The sequence below is a fragment of the Streptomyces sp. NPDC029139 genome (genome assembly GCF_055564335.1).
On the sequence record NZ_JBVHWN010000027.1, the window covers coordinates 5,037 to 22,890 of the forward strand.

At 73.0% G+C, this 17,854-nt stretch carries 15 protein-coding genes; 7 read left to right on the forward strand and 8 right to left on the reverse strand.

Going from position 1 to position 17,854, the window contains the following annotated elements; translation table 11 throughout:
* The first annotated feature begins 153 nt into the window (after positions 1-153).
* A complete protein-coding gene (locus ACZ4VW_RS31985) occupies positions 154-1,125 on the forward strand; it encodes an oxygenase MpaB family protein (RefSeq protein ID WP_467968557.1) in 972 nt (323 codons plus the stop codon).
* On the opposite strand, the gene ACZ4VW_RS31990 is transcribed toward ACZ4VW_RS31985, so the two are convergent.
* The 8 genes from ACZ4VW_RS31990 to ACZ4VW_RS32025 all read right to left on the reverse strand — a co-directional run bounded on the left by ACZ4VW_RS31990 (position 1,100) and on the right by ACZ4VW_RS32025 (position 9,965).
* A complete protein-coding gene (locus ACZ4VW_RS31990) occupies positions 1,100-2,467 on the reverse strand; it encodes a GH1 family beta-glucosidase (RefSeq protein ID WP_467968559.1) in 1,368 nt (455 codons plus the stop codon). The genes ACZ4VW_RS31985 and ACZ4VW_RS31990 overlap by 26 nt on opposite strands.
* Positions 2,468-2,669: 202 nt before the next feature.
* Positions 2,670-3,509 carry a carbohydrate ABC transporter permease gene (locus tag ACZ4VW_RS31995; protein ID WP_467968561.1) on the reverse strand — a complete coding sequence of 280 codons (840 nt, stop codon included), beginning with the start codon at positions 3,507-3,509 and terminating at the stop codon, positions 2,670-2,672.
* On the reverse strand, positions 3,506-4,474 hold the full coding sequence (locus ACZ4VW_RS32000) for a carbohydrate ABC transporter permease (protein ID WP_467968563.1): 969 nt from the start codon (positions 4,472-4,474) through the stop codon (positions 3,506-3,508). Before ACZ4VW_RS32000 ends, ACZ4VW_RS31995 begins: the two co-directional genes overlap by 4 nt.
* Before the next feature lie 238 nt (positions 4,475-4,712).
* The gene (locus ACZ4VW_RS32005; protein WP_467968565.1) at positions 4,713-6,017 is read right to left on the reverse strand and encodes an ABC transporter substrate-binding protein; all 1,305 of its coding nucleotides are present in this window, start codon (positions 6,015-6,017) and stop codon (positions 4,713-4,715) included.
* Positions 6,018-6,173: 156 nt separating this feature from the next.
* The gene (locus ACZ4VW_RS32010; protein ID WP_467968567.1) at positions 6,174-7,202 is read right to left on the reverse strand and encodes a LacI family DNA-binding transcriptional regulator; all 1,029 of its coding nucleotides are present in this window, start codon (positions 7,200-7,202) and stop codon (positions 6,174-6,176) included.
* Between the two features lie 112 nt (positions 7,203-7,314).
* Complete coding sequence (locus ACZ4VW_RS32015; protein WP_467968569.1) at positions 7,315-7,587, reverse strand: hypothetical protein; 273 nt, start codon at positions 7,585-7,587, stop codon at positions 7,315-7,317.
* Positions 7,588-7,770: 183 nt separating this feature from the next.
* A complete protein-coding gene (locus tag ACZ4VW_RS32020) occupies positions 7,771-8,304 on the reverse strand; it encodes an ADP-ribosylation family protein (RefSeq protein ID WP_467968571.1) in 534 nt (177 codons plus the stop codon).
* Between the two features lie 107 nt (positions 8,305-8,411).
* On the reverse strand, positions 8,412-9,965 hold the full coding sequence (locus ACZ4VW_RS32025; protein ID WP_467968573.1) for a M1 family metallopeptidase: 1,554 nt from the start codon (positions 9,963-9,965) through the stop codon (positions 8,412-8,414).
* 183 nt (positions 9,966-10,148) lie between these two features.
* Between ACZ4VW_RS32025 and ACZ4VW_RS32030 the strand changes: the two genes are divergently transcribed.
* The 6 genes from ACZ4VW_RS32030 to ACZ4VW_RS32055 all read left to right on the forward strand — a co-directional run bounded on the left by ACZ4VW_RS32030 (position 10,149) and on the right by ACZ4VW_RS32055 (position 17,766).
* Positions 10,149-12,140, forward strand: coding sequence for a Xaa-Pro dipeptidyl-peptidase (locus ACZ4VW_RS32030; protein ID WP_467968575.1), 1,992 nt, complete (start codon positions 10,149-10,151; stop codon positions 12,138-12,140).
* Positions 12,137-13,447 carry a M14 family metallopeptidase gene (locus ACZ4VW_RS32035; protein ID WP_467968577.1) on the forward strand — a complete coding sequence of 437 codons (1,311 nt, stop codon included), beginning with the start codon at positions 12,137-12,139 and terminating at the stop codon, positions 13,445-13,447. The genes ACZ4VW_RS32030 and ACZ4VW_RS32035 overlap by 4 nt, the downstream gene beginning before the upstream one ends.
* Before the next feature lie 248 nt (positions 13,448-13,695).
* Entirely contained in the window at positions 13,696-14,001 is a 306-nt protein-coding gene (locus ACZ4VW_RS32040; RefSeq protein ID WP_467968579.1) for a hypothetical protein, read from the forward strand.
* Positions 14,002-14,987: 986 nt separating this feature from the next.
* The gene (locus tag ACZ4VW_RS32045; protein WP_467968581.1) at positions 14,988-16,625 is read left to right on the forward strand and encodes an ABC-F family ATP-binding cassette domain-containing protein; all 1,638 of its coding nucleotides are present in this window, start codon (positions 14,988-14,990) and stop codon (positions 16,623-16,625) included.
* The gene (locus ACZ4VW_RS32050; protein WP_467968583.1) at positions 16,625-17,362 is read left to right on the forward strand and encodes a 2-phosphosulfolactate phosphatase; all 738 of its coding nucleotides are present in this window, start codon (positions 16,625-16,627) and stop codon (positions 17,360-17,362) included. The genes ACZ4VW_RS32045 and ACZ4VW_RS32050 overlap by 1 nt, the downstream gene beginning before the upstream one ends.
* Entirely contained in the window at positions 17,359-17,766 is a 408-nt protein-coding gene (locus ACZ4VW_RS32055) for a hypothetical protein (RefSeq protein WP_467968585.1), read from the forward strand. The genes ACZ4VW_RS32050 and ACZ4VW_RS32055 overlap by 4 nt, the downstream gene beginning before the upstream one ends.
* The last annotated feature ends 88 nt before the right edge of the window (positions 17,767-17,854 follow it).

The window sequence follows — 17,854 nt, forward strand, 5'->3', positions numbered from 1 at the left end:
CGCCCCCCCCCCCCCCCCCCCCCCACCCCCCCCCCCCCCCCCCCCCTTCCCCCCCCCCCCCCCCCCCCCCCCCCCCCCCCGGCCCCGATCCATGTGTGCCTTTTGCCGGGAAGGACCGGCCGGGGCAGGCTGAGAACGTAAGGAGGATGCCCCATGACCGGAGCCCGGGACCCCGCGCACCCGGAACGCCAGGACCCGCCGCCGAACGCGACGCCCGGCGCGCCGGACGGCGCGACGCCCGCCGCGACGTCTGTCGTGCGGCAGTCGGATGAGGCGCCCGCGCCGCCGCCCGTGGGCGGGGTGCTGTGGAGCATCGCCGGGGACGTCCGGGGGCTGCTCATGCTGCCCGCCGCGCTCGTCCTCCAGGTCGCCCACCCCGCCGTCGGCGCCGGCGTCGACGCGCACTCCGTCTTCCGTACCGACCCCTGGGGCCGAGGCGAGCGCTCGCTGCGCTCCGCGCTGCTCTGGGTGTATGGCGGCGAGGCCGCGGCCGAGGAGGGACGCCGGCTCCGCAGGCTCCACCGGACCATCCAGGGTCTCGACACCCACGGTCGCCCCTACCACGCGCTCACCCCCGCGAACTACGCCTGGGTCCACGCCACCGGCTTCCCCGTCTACCGGCACGGCCTGCGCCTGCTCCACCGCCCGCTCACCGAGGCCCAGGAACGGCAGCTCTACGCCGAGTGGCTCCGGGTCGGCCGCATCCTCGGCATCCACGACCGGGACATGCCGCAGACGGTCGAGCAGTTCTGGCCCTACTACCGCAGGATGCTCGGCGAGCTGGAGGCCACCGTCGTCGTGCGCGAACTGGTCGCCACCGACCAGCCCGTACCGCCGCCCGACCGGGGCCCCCTGCCCCTGCGGCTCCTGCTCGGAGCGCTGTGGCCGGTGCTTCTGCCCCGGCTCGCCCGCTTCCGCTCCTTCGTCACCGTCGGCCTGCTGCCGCCGGACGCCCGCGAGGCCATCGGCCTGGAGTGGAGCGCCGGGCAGGAGCGGCGGCTGCGCCGGTTCGCCCGGGTCGTACGGATCGTGGTGCCCCTACTCCCCGAGCGGCTGCGCTATCTGCCGATCGCCTGTGAGGCGCGCCGTGAGGCGAGGCTCAGCGGGCCAGACCGCCGCGCCTGATCACCTCCGCGTACCAGCGGGCGCTGTCCTTCGGCGTACGGCGCTGGCTCGGGAAGTCCACATGGACGATGCCGAACCGCTTGCCGTAGCCGTAGGCCCACTCGAAGTTGTCGAGGAGCGACCACAGGAAGTACCCGCGGACGTCGGCGCCGTCGGCGATCGCACGGTGCACGGCGGAGAGGTGGGCGTCGACGTACGCCACCCGCTCCGGGTCATGGACCGCGCCCTCCGGGTCGGCGTAGTCGTCGTACGCGGCACCGTTCTCGGTGATCAGCAGCGGCAGGCCGGGCAGCTCGTCGCGCAGCCGGACCAGCAGCTCGTACAGGCCCTCCGCGTCCACCGGCCAGTCCATCGCCGTGCGCGGACCCGGCGCGGGCAGGAACCGCACCCGGTCCGCCGCACCGGGCCACGGCGAGGGGGACTCCGAGGTGCCTGCGCCGACGACGGTGGGGGAGTAGTAGTTGATCCCGAGCGAGTCGACCGGCGTGGAGATCACGTCCAGATCCCCGTCCCGTACGAAGGACCAGTCCGTGATCCGTTCGGTGTCCCGCACCAGATCCGCCGGCAGGCGGCCGTGGAACACCGGGTCGAGGAAGAGCCGGTTCCCGACGGCGTCGATGCGGCGGGCCGCGTCCACATCCTCCGGGGCCTCGGAGAGGGCTCTGATCACATGGAGGTTGAGCGTCAGCGACAGCTCCGCCGTGGCGGGCACGGACGCGCGCAGGACCTGGGCGGCCATGCCGTGCGCCAGATTGAGATGGTGGGCGGCGCGCAGCGCGGCCGCGTCGTCGGTGCGGCCCGGGGCGTGGACCCCGGATCCGTACCCCAGAAAAGCCGCGCACCAGGGCTCGTTGAGGGTCGTCCAGGTGGTGATCCGGTCGCCGAGAGCCTCGGCGGCGAGGCCCGCGTACTCGGCGAACCGCTCCGCCGTCGCGCGCTCCGGCCAGCCCCCGGCGTCCTCGAGCTCCTGGGGCAGATCCCAGTGGTAGAGGGTGGCGACCGGCCGGATGCCGGCGTCGAGGAGCTCGTCGGCCAGCCCCCGGTAGAAGTCGAGGCCCTTCTGGACGGCGGGCCCCCGCCCGGTCGGCTGGACCCGGGGCCAGGAGAGGGAGAAGCGGTAGTCGGTGAGGCCCAGCTCCTTCATCAGGGCCACGTCCTCCCGCATCCGGTGGTAGTGGTCGGCGGCGATGTCACCCGTGTCGCCGTTGCGCACCTTGCCCGGCGTACGGCTGAAGGTGTCCCAGATGGACGCGGTACGGCCGTCCTCGGCCGCCGCCCCCTCGATCTGGTAGGCGGCCGTCGCCGTGCCCCAGCGGAACCCGTCAGGGAAGAGAGCGTTCATGAACGGAGAACTCCTGTGAATGAGGGGGGATACGGATCGGACCGGCATACGGATCGGCGAAGCGGATCGGACCGAGAGAGCGCATCGGACCGGGAAGCGGGTCGAGCCAGGAGCGGATCGGACCGGGAAGCGGGTCGGACCAGGAAAACGGGCCGGACCGGGAAGCGGGTCGGACCAGAAGCGGACCGGCCCCGGGAAAGGCTCAGCCCTTGACGGCGCCCTGCATGATGCCGCCCACGATCTGCCGGCCGAGCAGGCCGAAGACGAGCAGCACCGGCAGCGTGCCGAGCAGCGTGCCCGCCATGATCACCGACTGGTCGTGGACGTAACCGCCGCCGAGCTGGCGCAGCGCGACCTGCACGGTCGGCTCCTGCGAGGACAGGGCGACGATCGGCCAGAAGAAGTCGTTCCAGGCGGCCATGAAGGTGAGCAGCCCGAGCACCGCCATCCCGGGCCGGGCGACGGGCACCACGATCGACCAGAAGATCCGGGCGGAGGACGCCCCGTCGACCCGCGCCGCCTCGATCAGCTCGTCCGGCAGCGACTGCACCAGGTACTGGCGCATGAAGAAGACGCCGAAGGCGGAGACCAGACCGGGCAGGATCACCGACTGCAGCTGGTTCACCCAGCCCAGTTCGGCGATCAGCATGAACAGCGGGATCACTCCGAGCTGCGGCGGGATCATCATCGTGCCGACCGTGATCGCGAGCAGCGCGCCCCTGCCGCGGAAGCGCAGCTTGGCGAAGGCGAACCCGGCCAGCGTGCAGCACAGCACGGTGCCGACCGTGATGGAGCCGGAGACCACCAGGGAGTTGAGGAGGGCCGTGCCGATGTCGGCCTCCTCCATGACCGCCTCGAAGTTCCGGAAGAGGTTCGGCCCCGGCAGCAGCGTCGGCGGCACCTGCGCCAGATCGGCGTTGGATCGGCTCGCGGCGACGATCGTCCAGTAGAACGGGAAGGCGGAGACGAGAACGGCCAGGACGAGGATCGCGTACGTGATCCGGCCCCCGTGGCCCGTACGGCCGGCGACTCGCGTGCTCATGACCGGCGCTCCTTCCGTGCACGGCGGCGCAGGAACAGGGCGTTGACCCCGACCAGCATGAGGATGAGCAGGAACATCAGCCAGGCGATGGCCGCGGCCCGGCCCAGGTGGAAGAAGCCCCAGCCCTGTTCGTACAGATAGAGCCCGAGGGTCTGGTACTGGTGCGAGATACCGCCCGAGATCGACCCCTCGAAGAGCAGCGGCTCACCGAACAGCTGGGTGGCGCCGATCGTGGAGACGACGGTGGTGAAGACGATCGTGGGACGCAGCCCGGGCAGGGTGACGTGGAAGAACTGCCGCCACCGCGAGGCGCCGTCCATCTCCGCCGCCTCGTACAGCTCGGCGGGGATGGACTGCATCCCGGCGAGGTAGATCAGGGCGTTGTAGCCGGTCCAGCGCCAGACGACGATCGAGGAGACGGCGACCTGAGAGGCGAGCGTGCCGTTCTGCCAGTCGACGGGGCCGAACCCCACCAGCGACAGGGCGTAGTTGACGAGCCCGAAGTCCCGGCCGAAGAGCTGGGCGAAGACGAGGGTGGCGGCGGCCACGGAGGTCGCGTACGGCAGCAGCATCGCGGTACGGAAGAAGGTCCGGCCGCGCAGCTTGTAGTGGAGCAGATGCGCGAGGCCGAGGGCCATGGCGAGCTGCGGCACCGTGGACAGGACCCCGATGGTGAAGGTGTTGCGCAGGGCGGTCCAGAAGAACTCGTCGGTGAGCAGCGCCGCGTAGTTGTCGAGCCCGCGCCACTCCATGTCGCCGGGGGTCTGCAGTTCGACCCGGTAGAGCGAGACGAAGGCGGTGTAGAGGAGCGGGAAGAGCCCGAACGCCGCGAACAGGGTGAAGAACGGGGCGAGATAGGCGTACGGGACGAGCGCGGCCCATCTGCGGCGGGGTGCCGGGCGGGTGGACCGGGCCGGCGGCGGCGGGACGGGCGCCGTCGCCGGCCCGGAGGCGGTCAGGGTCACGGTGCGGCCCTTCGGGTCAGGGGGAGTGCGGAGGGGCGGGGCGGGACGGGGCCGACGCGACAGGCCGGGGGCCGGGGCGCGGGAGCCGGCGCGACGGTCGGCGGAGGAACGGACGCGACAGGGCGGGCCGGGGCCCGGAGGCTGCGCGAGACACCGGCGGAGGAACGGACGCGACAGGCCGGGGGCCGTGCAGGGGACGCGGCCGGGGGCCGAGGCGCGCCCGGCCCCCCGCGCCCGGTCAGCCGATGGCGTTCTCCACGCCCTTCCGGGCGTTCGACCAGGCCTTCTCCGGGCTCGTGCCCTTGCGCTCCACCTCGCTCAGCGCGTTGGTGATCTGGTCGGCGACGTTCTTGTCGTGGACCCCGAGCACCTGCACCGGAGAGGCCTTGGCCGCGTCACCGAAGATCTGGCCGATCGGCGCCCCGGAGAAGTACGGGTCCGTCGCCGACGCGACCTGGGCGATGGCGTCCGTGGAGGACGGGAAGTTCCCCTGCTTCGTGAAGAGCGTCGCCTGCTGCTCGGGGGCGGTGAGCCACTTGATCAGCTCGTACGCCTCCTTCTTGTGCTTCGCCGCGCGCGGTACGGAGAGATAGGAGCCACCCCAGTTCCCGGCGCCGCCGGGCAGCTTGGCGATGTCCCACTTGCCCTTGCCCGCGTCACCTGCCTGGCCCTTGATGTAGCCGAGCATCCACGCGGGGCAGGGGAGCGTCGCGAAGGAGCCGGCCGAGAACGCCTGGTTCCACTGGGGTGACCACTGGTCGAGCTTCGCGCTCAGGCCCTCCTGCGCGGCCTTCGCCGAGGTCTCCCACGCCGTCTTCACGGCCGGGTTGTCGGCGTAGATCAGCTTCCCCGAGGCGTCGTAGTACCGCTCCTTCTCCTGGCCGACCATGACCGTGTAGAGGCTGCCGACGCTGTCCATCCAGGCGCTCTTGGCCGGGGCCTTGGCCTTGTACTGCCGGCCGAGCTCCAGATAGCCGTCCCAGGTGGCCCACTTCTGGGCCAGCTCGGTGCGGTCCGTGGGGAGTCCGGCCTGCCGGAAGAGGTCCGTGCGGTAGCACATGGCCTCGGGACCGACATCCGTGCCGAGGCCGAGGACCTTGCCGTCCTTCGTGGTCGCGGCGGACCACTTGGCCTCGGCGAACTCGCCCTTCAGCGCGTCCGCGCCGTACTTCGTCAGGTCCTCGAACCGGTCCGCCTGCTGCTGGGTCACCGAGGCGATCCGGCCGACCTCGATGCCCTGGACGTCGGCGAGCCCGCCTCCGCCCGCCAGCCGGGTCTGCAGCGACTTCCAGTAGTCCTGCTCGTCCTCGGTGTCGGTCTGCTTGATGGTGACGTTCGGGTGCAGCTTCTCGTACGCGGCGTACAGCCCGGCCTCCTTGTAGCCGAAGGAGCCGTAGAGGTCGACGGTGATCGTGACCTTTCCGCCGGCGCTGTCGGAGGCGTTGTCGGATCCGCCGGATCCGCAGGCGGCGAGCAGGGCCCCGGTGAGGACGACGGTGCCGAGACGGGCGACGGTCGATCGGGCGGCTCGGGGAGTGGGCATGGGAAGCCTCCGTGTTGAGAGCGCTCTCAGGAATGCGTCAGGAGCGTGCCTTCCCGGTGAGGTTCCCGTCAAGAGTCGAACGCGTAACAGCTCGATGTACCGGGGCCGTTCGCCCCTCGGTTCAAGGCCCTTACGGGGGATTGCGAGGCGTGATCCTCACGCGGAGGCGCGTCGGACCAGCTCGGTCGGCGTGATCACGGGCTCGGCGACGCCCGCGCCGTCGAGGGTGCGCATCAGGATCCGTACCATCAACCGCCCCATGCCCTCGATGTCCTGACGAACCGTCGTGAGCGGGGGATCGGTCGCCTCGGCCACCGACCGCATGTCGTCGAAGCCGACGAGCGCCACGTCCTCGGGAACGCGCCGGCCCTGCTCGCGCAGCACCCGCAGCGCGCCCGAGGCCATCAGGTCGTTGGCCGCGAACACGGCGTCCAGGTCGGGCCGGCGGCTCAGGAGCTCGCTCATCGCCCGGGCCCCGCTCTCCTCCGTGAACGCCCCCTCGGCGATCAGGCCGGGCCCGGCGTCCGGCAGTTCGTCCCGGTATCCGTCGAGTCGGTCGAGCGCGGACGTCTGGTCGCGCGGGCCGGTGATGTGCGCGATGTTCCGGCGGCCGAGCGTGCGCAGATGCCGCACCGCGGCGCGGGCTCCGCCGCGGTTGTCGCAGTCGACGTACGGGACCGGTGGCTCGCCCTCGGGGCCCGTCCAGCCCGGGCGCCCGCCGAAGACCGTGGGCACCTGGACGCGCCGGACGATCTCGGGCAGCGCGTCGGCGTTGTGGAGCGAGAAGGCCAGTGCCCCGTCCACATGCCCGCCCCCCAGATAGCGGGCGATCCGCTCGTGGTCGCCCGGCCCCTCCACCCAGAGCAGCACCAACTGGGCGTCGTGGGCGGTCAGTTCCCGGCTGATCCCGCGCACCTGCCGCTCGAAGAACGGGTCGGAGAAGATCCGGAACTCCGGCTCGGCGATGATCACGGCGACGGCGCCGTTGCGCCGGGTCACCAGGGTCCGCGCCGCGTGGTTCGGGATGTAGCCGAGTTCCTCGACGGCCTCGCGCACCTTCTCGGCCAGCACCTCGCGGACCCCGGCCCCGCCGTTGACGACGCGGGACACCGTCGCCCGGGAGACCCCGGCGCGCGCGGCGACGGCTTCCAGGGTCGGGCGCGTCCCGGACGTCGACTCGCTCAAGGGTGGCTCCTCACGGGCACGGTGGGTGACGGTGCTGACAGCGTCGAGGGTAACCGGTGGCGGCCGCCGAGGGGGCCGCCCGGGAAAGCGCTCTCGCGTGGGTCCGCGCCGCTCAGCGCGCCGCCCGCAGCACGTCCACGCTCGGCAGCGCGCGGTGGCGGTGATGGGCCCCGGCGATGCCGGCGAGGGCCGGCCGGCCGAGATCCCGGTAGGCCACGGCCAGCAGTTCGCGGGCGTACTCCTCGCGCTCCGGCTCGCCGTACGACGCCCAGTGCAGGTCCCGCCCGAGCACCAGCGCCTCGGTCGGATCGCCGGCGGCGGCTCGCCGCAGGGCCTCGTCCCTGGCCTTCCTGCGCGCCTCCGTGTCCTCGAACAGCTCGTCCACGGACGCGCCGAAGCGGTACGCGTCGGCCCCGCCGTGCGGCGGACGGTCCAGCGCCGTCGCCCCGGACGCGAGGGCGCCCGCTTCGTCCAGGGTCGTGATCCGGTCGCTGTCGACCGGCTGCCGGGTGTGCGTGTACGCCTCCGCGTACGCGAGCCCGGTCTCCGTACGCTCGCCCGTCCCGCACTACATGAGGGCCGCCCGAAGCCGCCCGAGGTCCGCGAGCCGTACGGCCTCCTCCTCGTCGCCGTCGGCCGCGTGGTCGGCGAGATCGCGGTGTGCCCCCTCGATCCGGGCCCGCACCGCCTCCAGCGGGGTGCGGTGACGCCGCTCGATGCCGCCGCCGTCGTGCGTGTGGTACGAGGCGACGCCGTCGCACGTGCGCCCGTCGTCGGACCAGAGCCCGAAGTGGAGGCCGTCGGAGCCGCCGTGCAGGAAGGTCAGGAACTCGGGCGGATCGCGGTAGTACCGCCCGTGCACGCGGAGGTCGAGGCCCTCACGGGGGAGCGCCGAGGGGTCCGCGAACAGGTCCATGACGCCGTGCGGCGCCATCTCCAGGTCCCGCAGCGCCCGCTCCTCGACCGGTCCGAGCCCAGCGAGGAAGTCGAGGAAGGGAGGGAAGGAGGCGGGCAGTTCGAGCCCCCACTCGGTGCGGACCCGCTCGGCCACGGCCTCCCGTACCGCCGGATCGCCGTACCGCTCCCGTGCCACAGCCGCCACCGCCCGCTCCCGCCTTTCCGATGCGTACGGCGCGCGAGCCTACCCGCGGCGCGGGAAGGCGCCCCGCCCCGCCCCAGGAGGCGGTGGCGGCGCGCCCCCGCGCGCGCTCAGTGCCCGTCGTGCCCGGCGGGTCCCTCGTGCTCGTGGATCGTGTTCGTCTCCGCGATCTTCTTCCAGGACTCCGGCTGCACGGGCACGGGCACGGTCCGCGGCGACGCCGGAGCGTCGGCCGCCGCCGACCTCGCCGACACGCCCGCCTCCGCGGCGGCCGGCGCCGCCGGCTTCACCGGCTGGTACAGCCAGGTGTCGAAGAGCGCGGCCAGCGGCTTGCCCGAGACCCGCTCGGCGTACCGTACGAAGTCCCCGACCTTGGCGTTGCCGTGCGCGAACTCCGTCGGCCAGCCCTTGAGGATCGCGAAGAAGTCCTCGTCCCCGACCTCGTTGCGCAGCGCCTGGAGCGCCAGCGCGCCCCGGTCGTACACGGCGATGTGGAACTGGTTGTCCGGACCCGGATCGCCCGGCTCGACCGTCCAGAACGGGTCCTCGGCCGCGCGCGTCGCGTAGACGTAGTCCGCCAGCTCCTGGGCCGTGCCCTCGCCCTCCTTCTCCGACCACAGCCACTGGCTGTAGCGGGCGAAGCCCTCGTTGACCCAGATGTCCTTCCAGTGGTGGACCGAGACGCTGTCGCCGTACCACTGGTGCGCCAGCTCGTGCACGACCACCGACACGTTCGCCCCGTTGGCGAACTGCCGCGGGCTGTAGAACGGGCGGGTCTGCGTCTCCAGCGCGTAGCCGCTGGTCACGTTGGGGACGTACCCTCCCAGCGCGTTGAAGGGATACGGCCCGAAGACCCCCTCCAGCCACTCCGCGACCTCGGTGGTCCGCTCGATGCTCGCCCGGGCCGCGCCGGCGTTGCCGCCGAGGTCCTTGCTGTACGCGTTGAGGACCGGAAGGCCGTTCGCCGTCGTGTCCGTGGTGATGTCGAACTTCCCGACGGCGAGCGTCGCCAGATAGGTCGCCTGCGGCTTGTCGGAGCGCCAGTTGAAGCGGGTCCGGCCGAGCCGCGAGGACTGCGACTGCAGCACGCCGTTGCTGATCGCCTGCGTGCCGTCCGGTACGGAGACCGAGACGTCGAAGGTCGCCTTGTCCAGGGGGTGGTCGTTGGACGGGAACCACCACGCGGCCGAGTCCGGCTCCTGGGCGGCGACGCCGCCGTCGGGCGTGCGATGCCAGGCGGTCCAGCCACCGATCTTCACCTCGGAGGGCTTGCCCGCGTACCGCACGACGACCGAGATCGAACGGTTCTTCTCCAGCGGGGCCACCGGGGTGATCACCAGCTCCTGCTCGCCGCTGGTGGTGAACGCCGCCTTCTTGCCGTTGACCCGCACCTCACTGACCTTCAGCCCGAGGTCGAGGTTGAAGCGGGAGAGGTTCTGGGTGGTCGTGGCGAGGATCGTCGCCGTGCCCTCCAGGAGGTCGGTGGCGGGCTGGTACGTCAGCCGCAGGTCGTAGTGGGAGACGTCGTAACCGCCGTTGCCACTGGCCGGGTAGTAGGGATCACCGATGCCCGACGCGCCCGGGACGTAGTCCGCGGCCGATGCCGGGATCGCCAGCAGGAGAGCGGCCGCGAGTGCGCTCGGAACGACAAGTCTGCGGTGCATGCAGAGCTCCTCACTTGTAAGAAGCGTGAATGGTGTTCGGTCCTTAACGACGCTATTCAGCACCCGACGCGACGTCACGTCCAGAGCACCTCCTGCCACACGATCGCCATTCGGCCGAAACGAACCACCCGCCCCTCGACGGCACTCTTTTGCTCGGGAGTTGACCGAGGTACGTTCCGCCCCATGCCGATACCTGTGCGGAGAACCCGCAGAGCCCGTCTGTCGTGCAGAACCCTGGTGGCGGCCGGCGCGGCCGCCCTGATGACCGCGCTGGTGCCCCCGACCGGAGCCCGGGCGACGTCACCCGTGGCGGAGTCCAGGCCCGTCCACTCCTACGCCGACGCGATCCGTGAGTCCGTCTGGGTGGACACCGGCCTCGACGGGGACGGCGACGGCCGCACCGACCGCGTCGCCGCCGACATCGTCCGGCCCCGGGAACCCGCCGCCGCGGGCCGGAAGATCCCCGTCATCATGGACGCCAGTCCGTACTACGCCTGTTGCGGGCGCGGCAACGAAGGCCAGAAGAAGACCTACGACGCGGCAGGGAAGCCCGTCCAGTTCCCGCTGTTCTACGACAACTACTTCGTACCCCGCGGATACGCCTTCGTCGCCGTCGACCTCGCCGGCACCAACCGCTCCGACGGCTGCGACGACGTCGGCGGGCGCTCCGACGTCCAGTCCGCCAAGGCCGTCGTCGACTGGCTGAACGGCCGGGCCCGCGGATACACCACCCGTACGGGATCGGACCGCGCCCGGGCCACCACCTGGTCCACCGGCAAGGTCGGCATGATCGGCAAGAGCTGGGACGGGACCGTCGCCAACGGCGTCGCCGCGACCGGCGTCGAGGGACTGGAGACCATCGTGCCGATCGGCGCGATCTCCTCCTGGTACGACTACTTCCACTCCCAGGGCGCGCCGCTCTACAACGCCAACCCGAGCTGGCTCTCCGACTACGTCAACAGCCCCGCCGCCAAGAGTCGTTGCGGCTCGGTCCAGGACCGCATCACGGCCGGGACCCCGTACAGCGGCGACTGGACGTCCGCCTGGAGCGAGCGCGACCACGTCCCGGACGCCGGCAAGGTGAAGGCCAGTGTCTTCGTCGTGCACGGCCGGCAGGACCTCAACGTCCGCGCCAACCACTTCGGCCAGTGGTGGGACGCCCTCGCCGCCCGGGGCGTCGAGCGCAAGATCTGGCTCTCGCAGACCGGCCACGTCGATCCCTTCGACTTCCGGCGCGCCGACTGGGTCCGTACGCTGCACCGCTGGTTCGACCACTACCTCCTCGGTCACGACAACGGCATCGACCGCGAGCCGATGGCCGACATCGAGCGCGCCCCGGACCGCTGGACCACCGACCAGGTCTGGCCGCCGCGCGCCACCGAGCCCACCACCCTGCGCCCCGGCACGGGCACCGCACCCGGTGTCGGCGCCCTCGGCCGTACCCCCGCCGCCCCCGGCGCCACGGAGACCTTCACCGACGACCCGGGCCTGGGCGAGATCGACTGGGCCGCCCGGATCGACGAGTCGACCCCCGCCAAGGCCGGCTTCGCCACTCGGCCGCTCACCCGCGACCTGCGGCTCTCCGGCCCCTCCACGGTGACCCTCACCGCCACACCGACGACCACGACCGCCCATCTGACGGCCGTCCTCGTCGACCTCGGCCCGGACACGATCCGGGACTACGCGGCGGCCGGCGAGGGCATCACCACCCTCGACAGGCGGACCTGCTGGGGCGCGAGCACGAGCGGCGACAGCGCCTGCTTCAAGGAGACCGAGGCCCGTACGGCGGACGTGGACTTCACCGTCGTCAGCCGTGGCTGGGCGGACCTGGGCACCTGGGCGAACCCCCGTAAGGGCCGGCCGCTGACCCCCGGCAGGGCGTACACGATGACGCTGAACCTGGCGGCCACCGACCATGTCGTCCCGGCCGGACACCGGCTCGCCCTGATCGTCGGCGGCACGGACAAGGACCTCCTCGATCCACCGTCCTCCGCACCGACGATCACCCTCGACCTCGCCCGTACGTCGGCGAAGCTGCCGCTCGTCGGCGGCGTCACGGCCTTCACCCGGGCGACGGCCGGTACGGTCGACGCACGTCCGGCGCGAACCGGGCAGCCGCTCACCGGTGTCGGGCGCCCGCGCTCGGACATCCCTGTCCCGGGTGAGGCCCGATGACCCACACCCCGCCCCGCCGCGCCCGGCGCACGCTCGCCCTCATGGCGGGCCTGGCCGCCCTCGGTCTCCCGCTCGTCGCGGTGCCCGCGGAGGCCGCCGGCACCGCGACTCCCGCACCGCCGCCCAGAACGGGCTTCGAGCGGACCGGTGGTGCCCGGTGGACCACCGAACCGGAGGAGACGGCGTTCCTCGCCGCCGTCGACCGGGGCAGCGACCGCGTCTCGGTGCGCACCCTCGGCACGACCCGGCAAGGCCGCCCGCTCCGGCTCGCCACGGTGGGCGACGGCAGCTCCGGCACCACCGTGCTGCTGGTCTGCAGCCAGCACGGTGACGAGCCGTCCGGCCGGGAGGCATGTCTGACCACCGTGCGTGACCTGGCGTTCGCCCGGGACCAGGAGACCCGCCGCTTCCTCTCCCGCACCACCGTCCTCGTCGTTCCCTCCGCCAACCCGGACGGGCGCGAGGCCGACACCCGCGGCAACAGCGACGGGGTCGACGTCAACCGCGACCACATCGCGCTGCGCACCGCCGAGGGCAGGGCGCTGGCCGCCCTGATCCGCGACCGGCGTCCGGAGGTGATCTACGACCTGCACGAGTACGGCGGGACCTCACCCCATTACGACAAGGACCTGCTCGCGCTCTGGCCCCGCAACCTGAACACCCACGCGCGCGTGCACGACGAGGCGCACACCTTGTCGGAGTCCTACGTCCGGCCGTCGGCCGGGGCCGCCGGATACAGCAGCGGCATCTACGGGATCTGGACCGACCCCCTCACCGGAAAGCCGGTCAAGCAGGTCGCGGGCGACGGCCAGGAGCGGATCCTGCGCAACACGGCCGGCGTCAAGCACTCCGTCGGCCTGCTCGTCGAGACCCGCGTCGAAGCCCTGACGCAGGCCGAGGAGGACGACACCGCCCGCAACCAGCGACGACGGGTGAACACTCAACTCGCCGCGTTGAAAGGCGCCTTCGCCTATGTGGACGAGCGGCGCGGACAGCTCGGAGCGGCCACGGCGGCGGCCCGGCACACCGGGTTCGCCGACCGTGGCCCGGTGCTGCTCGGGGGAGCGGACAACGATCCGGCGGAGCCCGCCGAGACGATCCAGGACCCGCCCTGCGGCTACCGCCTTGATCGCGCGCAGTACGCCGAGTTCGGCGACGAGCTCGCCCTGCACGGGATCACGGTCCGGCGGGACGGCGACGGGGTCCTCGTCCCCCTCCGGCAGTCCCAGCGCGCGCTCGTGCCGCTGCTGCTCGACGGCCGGGCGGCCTACCGCCTCACCACGGGCCTGCCCGTGGAGGTCTGCTGAGCAGCCGAGTCGGCCCCGGGAGAACCGGCGCGCGTGGGGTGCCGCCTCACGGGAGAGGGTTCACTTCGTCCCGTGTCGAACTCGCGGTGATCCCGGGCCACCAGCAGTACGACGGTGACTTCGAGCGGCGGATCGACCGGGGGCCGGTACGCCGGGTCAGGGACCTTGATCGCCCTGGGTTAAAGTTACCGACTGGTACTGACCATACCCACGAACGGGTCCCCACGGCCCGGAAGTTGGAGAACCACATGACATACGCGACGCCGCTGCGCCGTACCCTCACCGCCCTCACCGCCACCACGCTGCTGGCCGGGGGCCTGCTGCTCGGACAGACGGTGACGGCCGAGCCCGCCCACGCGGCCGGCAAGAAGGTCGTCTGCAACATCAGCAAGATGCGCCAGGAGTCGGCCGACCTCCGGTCGAAGGCCGCGAAGCTCCAGCGCCTCGGCGCCACGGCCGAGGCCCGCAAGGCGCGCGCCCAGGCGGACGCCCTCGACCGCCAGATCCGCAACTGCATCGACGCGGACAACAACAACGCGAAGCCCTGGAACTGACCAGGTGACACCCGGCCCGGCCCTCGTACGGGGGCCGGGCCGTGGTGTACCGCCGGTCGGCGTACCGCCGTCGTCGACGCGGCGAGCCGCCGCGGCCCTACGAGCAGCCGCGCCTCCGTGACCCCCGGTGCGGCCTACCGACCACCGTCCGGCAGGGCCCCGACGCGATCCGCCCCCTGCCCGCCGGACCGGTCACAGTCCCGCTCGGGAGCCGAGCATCCCGACGGTCCGGCCGCAGCCCCGCTCGGGAGCCGAGGCACCCCGACGGTCCGGCCGCAGCCCCGCTCGGGAGCCGAGGCACCCCGACGGTCCGGCCGCAGCCCCGCTCGGGAGCCGAGCATCCCGCCGGTCCGGCCGCAGCCCCAGCCGGGCTGCCCGGGTCGACGGCCTGCCCCCAGCCGAGCCCTCAGGCGACCGGCCGCAGCCCCAGCCGGGCCGCGCCATCCCGGACCCTGGACGCGCACACCGCGTCACGATCTTCGCCGTTGTCGCCGTTGTCGCCGCTGGCGCCGGATCGGCGGGCCGCCGCCCGTCGCGGCCGTGCCGCCGCCGAGGACGGGCGAGCTGCCGTCACCTTCGACGCGCCGCGCGCCGCCGACGATGGCGCGCCGCCGTCGCCTTCGACGGGGCCGTGACGCCGACGTGGCGCGGGCCCGGGTGCGCGACTGCCTTCGACCGGGTAGGGCAAGGCGTGGCGCGCCTCGACCGCCTCGCCCCTGTCGCCCCGTCCCCGGCGCCCCTATGGGCGCCGCCCTCGACCCGGCCCCGCCACCGGAGCGCGCCGCGTCGCGGCGGGGCCCGTCGCAGGGCCGAGGCCGTCATGGAGGTCACCTCCGCCACCGGCGCCCCAGCGTCGCCCACCGCCCGGCGCCCCACCGTCCCCCACCGCCCGGACCCCCTCCGTCGCCCACCGGCCCCGGTCGAGCGCCGGCCCCCCCCGGCGAAGACGGAGGCACCGGCGGGCCTGACCTAGGATTCATGTCCTGATGACTGCAACCCTCGTCGCCAAGGACCTCGCCGCCGGCCACGGCGAACGCTCCCTCTTCGCCGGCCTCGACCTCGTCGTCGCCCCCGGCGACGTCATCGGCCTCGTCGGTGTCAACGGCGCCGGCAAGTCGACCCTGCTGCGTCTGCTCGCCGGGCTCGAGACTCCCGAGGAAGGAGAGCTGAAGCTCTCCCCGCCGACCGCCACCGTCGGTCACCTTCCCCAGGAGCCCGAGCGGCGCGAGGGTGAGACCGTACGGGAGTTCCTGGCCCGCCGTACCGGCGTCGCGGCCGCCCAGGCCGCCATGGACGAGGCCACCCAGGGCCTGGTCGACGGGACGCCGGGAGCCGACGACGCGTACGCCGTCAGTCTGGAGCGCTGGCTGGACCTCGGCGGCGCCGACCTGGACGAGCGCGCCGAGGAGGTCGCGTCCTCGCTCGGCCTCACCGTCGGCCTCGACCAGCCGATGACCTCGCTCTCAGGCGGCCAGGCCGCCCGCGCCGGACTCGCCTCCCTCCTCCTCTCCCGCTACGACGTCTTCCTCCTCGACGAGCCCACCAACGATCTCGACCTCGACGGTCTGGAGCGGCTGGAGACCTTCGTACAGGGGCTGCGCGCCGGCACGGTCGTCATCAGCCACGACCGCGAGTTCCTCACCCGCACGGTCACCAAGGTCCTCGAACTCGACCTCGCCCAGCAGCAGATCACCCTCTACGGCGGCGGCTACGAGGCGTACCTGGACGAGCGGGACACCGCCCGCCGCCACGCCCGCGAGGACTTCGAGGAGTACGCGGGCCGGAAGGCCGCCCTCGAGGCGCGCGGCCACATGCAGCGGTCCTGGATGGACAAGGGCGTCAAGAACGCCCGCCGCAAGGCCACCGACAGCGACAAGCTCGGACGCAACGCCCGCAGCGAGGCCAGCGAGAAGCAGGCCGCGAAGGCCCGCCAGACCCAGCGGATGATCGAGCGGCTCGACGTCGTCGACGAGCCCCGCAAGGAGTGGGAGCTGCGGATGGAGATCGCCGCCGCCCCGCGCTCCGGCTCGGTCGTGGCGACCCTGCGCGAGGCGGAGGTCCGCCGCGGCGACTTCCGCTTCGGGCCCGCCACCCTCCAGATCGACTGGGCCGACCGCGTCGCCATCACCGGCGCGAACGGGGCCGGCAAGTCGACGCTGCTCGCCGCGCTCCTCGGCCGGCTCCCGCTCGACGCGGGGGACGCGGTGCTCGGCTCGGGCGTCGTCGTCGGCGAGGTCGACCAGGCCCGGAAGCTCTTCCACGGCTCGGAGTCACTGCTCGACGCGTTCTGCGCCGCGGTGCCCGAGACGGAGCCGGCCGAGGTACGGACCCTCCTCGCGAAGTTCGGACTCAAGGCCGAGCACGTCCTGCGCCCCGCCACCACGCTCTCCCCGGGTGAGCGCACCCGCGCCGCACTGGCCCTGCTGCAGGGCCGCGGCGTGAACCTGCTGGTGCTCGACGAGCCGACCAACCACCTGGACCTGCCGGCCATCGAGCAGCTGGAAGCCGCGCTCGACTCGTACACGGGCACGCTGCTCCTGGTCACCCACGACCGCCGCATGCTCGACGCGGTCCGCACGACCCGCCGCGTCGAGGTCGCGGACGGCAAGGTGACGGAAGTCTGATGGGCGTCACCTTCGGGTGGGGACCGACGGAGGCGGCCGTCCTCGCCCGGGACGCCGCCTGCCTGGTCGTCGTCGACGTCCTCTCCTTCACGACGGCGGTCGGCGTCGCCGTGGAGGCCGGCACCGCCGTGTATCCCTACCGTTGGCGGGACGCGACGGCGGCGGAGTACGCGGCGAAGCTGGACGCGACCCTCGCCGTCGGCCGGAGCGAGGCGACACCCGAGCACCCCTGGTCGCTCTCCCCGGCCGCCCTGCGCGCCGCCCCGCCGCCTGCGCGCCTCGTCCTGCCGTCCCCGAACGGTTCCACCATCGCCGCCGAGGCGGGTGGCACGCCGGTGGTCGCCGCCTCGCTCCGTAACCGCACGGCGGTCGCGCGGTGGCTCACGGAACAGGGTTGCGGCTCCGGGGCCCGCCCTCTCGCCGTCATCGCCTCGGGCGAACGGTGGCCGGACGGCTCCCTGCGCCCGGCGCTGGAGGACGTGCTGGGCGCCGGTGCCGTCCTGTCGGCACTGTCGGCGCTGTCCGCCCGGAGCCCCCACGAGCCGACCCCCGAGGCGCGGGCGGCGGCCGCGCTGTGGGAGGCGACGGAGGACCCCGCGGCGGTGCTGCGCCGGTGCGATTCGGGGCGTGAACTGTACGAGTACGGCTATCCGCAGGATGTGGCGGTGGCCGCCGAGGTCGACACCTCGGAGACCGTCCCCGTCCTGACGGACGGCGCATTCCTGGAGGCACCATGACCGACCTGCTGACCCGGCTCACCGCGATGCTGGACGACCTCGACGCCGACGTCGACGAGACGATCGACCTGGCGGACGAGATCGCCGCCTCGGGCGACGCCGCGCTGCTCCCCCGGCTCCAGTCCGAACTGGACCGCGCCCTCGCCGAGGAGAACGCCTACGCCCGCGAACTCCTCGGCGGCGTCCTCGCCGCGATCGGCGGCCCCGAGGCTCTGCCCGCCCTGCTGCGGGCCTCGACCGTCGACCTCGGCGACGACCAGGACGCCCTCGCGACCGAGATCGTCGACCTGGTCCAGTCCGACCCGGACCGCTCCCGTGCCCTCCTGCAGCCCCTGACGGAGGACGACGACCTGACGGTGGCGAACCGCGCGGAATGGGCCCTCCGCTTCCTGCCGAACGCCTAGGCCGTGTCTCTTTGATGGGTTGATCAGTTGATCGGATGTGTCTGTCCGGTTAGTGATCACTGATGCGATGTGGGACCGGATCGAGCCG

What these genes read in the sequence shown, in the direction of transcription:
- ACZ4VW_RS32040 (WP_467968579.1), top strand. Translation starts at nt 13,696, where the DNA reads ATGACATACGCGACGCCGCTGCGCCGTACCCTCACCGCCCTCACCGCC.
- ACZ4VW_RS32045 (WP_467968581.1), top strand. Translation starts at nt 14,988, where the DNA reads ATGACTGCAACCCTCGTCGCCAAGGACCTCGCCGCCGGCCACGGCGAA.
- ACZ4VW_RS32050 (WP_467968583.1), top strand. Translation starts at nt 16,625, where the DNA reads ATGGGCGTCACCTTCGGGTGGGGACCGACGGAGGCGGCCGTCCTCGCC.
- ACZ4VW_RS31985 (WP_467968557.1), top strand. Translation starts at nt 154, where the DNA reads ATGACCGGAGCCCGGGACCCCGCGCACCCGGAACGCCAGGACCCGCCG.
- ACZ4VW_RS32035 (WP_467968577.1), top strand. Translation starts at nt 12,137, where the DNA reads ATGACCCACACCCCGCCCCGCCGCGCCCGGCGCACGCTCGCCCTCATG.
- ACZ4VW_RS31990 (WP_467968559.1), bottom strand. Translation starts at nt 2,467, where the DNA reads ATGAACGCTCTCTTCCCTGACGGGTTCCGCTGGGGCACGGCGACGGCC.
- ACZ4VW_RS32025 (WP_467968573.1), bottom strand. Translation starts at nt 9,965, where the DNA reads ATGCACCGCAGACTTGTCGTTCCGAGCGCACTCGCGGCCGCTCTCCTG.
- ACZ4VW_RS32030 (WP_467968575.1), top strand. Translation starts at nt 10,149, where the DNA reads ATGCCGATACCTGTGCGGAGAACCCGCAGAGCCCGTCTGTCGTGCAGA.
- ACZ4VW_RS32055 (WP_467968585.1), top strand. Translation starts at nt 17,359, where the DNA reads ATGACCGACCTGCTGACCCGGCTCACCGCGATGCTGGACGACCTCGAC.
- ACZ4VW_RS31995 (WP_467968561.1), bottom strand. Translation starts at nt 3,509, where the DNA reads ATGAGCACGCGAGTCGCCGGCCGTACGGGCCACGGGGGCCGGATCACG.
- ACZ4VW_RS32005 (WP_467968565.1), bottom strand. Translation starts at nt 6,017, where the DNA reads ATGCCCACTCCCCGAGCCGCCCGATCGACCGTCGCCCGTCTCGGCACC.